Here is a 381-nt window from a genome sequence, read left to right as displayed (position 1 = left end):
ACATGGCCGCCATCTGTCACGGCCGCACCGTGATCGTCATCGCCCACCGCCTCAGCTCGGTGCGCCACGCGCGGCGGATCGTCGTCGTCGACAAGGGCGAGATCGTCGAGATCGGTTCGCACGACGAGCTGCTCGGGCGCCCCGGCGGCCTGTACGCACATCTCTGGTCGATGAAGGCCGGCAGCCCTGCCGGGAGGCCGGCATGAGCGCTGGCGAGCGTCCACCGGCGAAGGCGGACCCGCCGCATCCGGTGGCGGAGCTGCTGGGGCGCTACGGGGCGATCTTTCGCGCCGCCTGGGCCGGCCGGCACGAGCTCGCGGGCCCGAAGCGCCTGGCCGAGGAAGCCGCCTTCCTGCCGGCTGCGCTCAGCCTCCAGGAGGT

General features: G+C 73.2%; 1 protein-coding gene. It reads left to right on the top strand.

Features of this window, described 5'->3' with window-relative positions; all coding sequences use genetic code 11:
• Positions 1-206, top strand: a 206-nt coding sequence (locus I6F37_RS45025; RefSeq protein ID WP_225155136.1) for a hypothetical protein, incomplete at its 5' end; no start/stop codon positions are given.
• Positions 207-381: the final 175 nt, after the last annotated feature.

Origin of the sequence: Bradyrhizobium sp. NBAIM08 (genome assembly GCF_020193935.1) — a bacterium.
In the GTDB taxonomy this organism is placed as follows: domain Bacteria; phylum Pseudomonadota; class Alphaproteobacteria; order Rhizobiales; family Xanthobacteraceae; genus Bradyrhizobium; species Bradyrhizobium yuanmingense.
The sequence above is the reverse complement of the archived record's forward strand: the minus strand, read 5'-3'. Positions and strand labels throughout refer to the sequence as shown.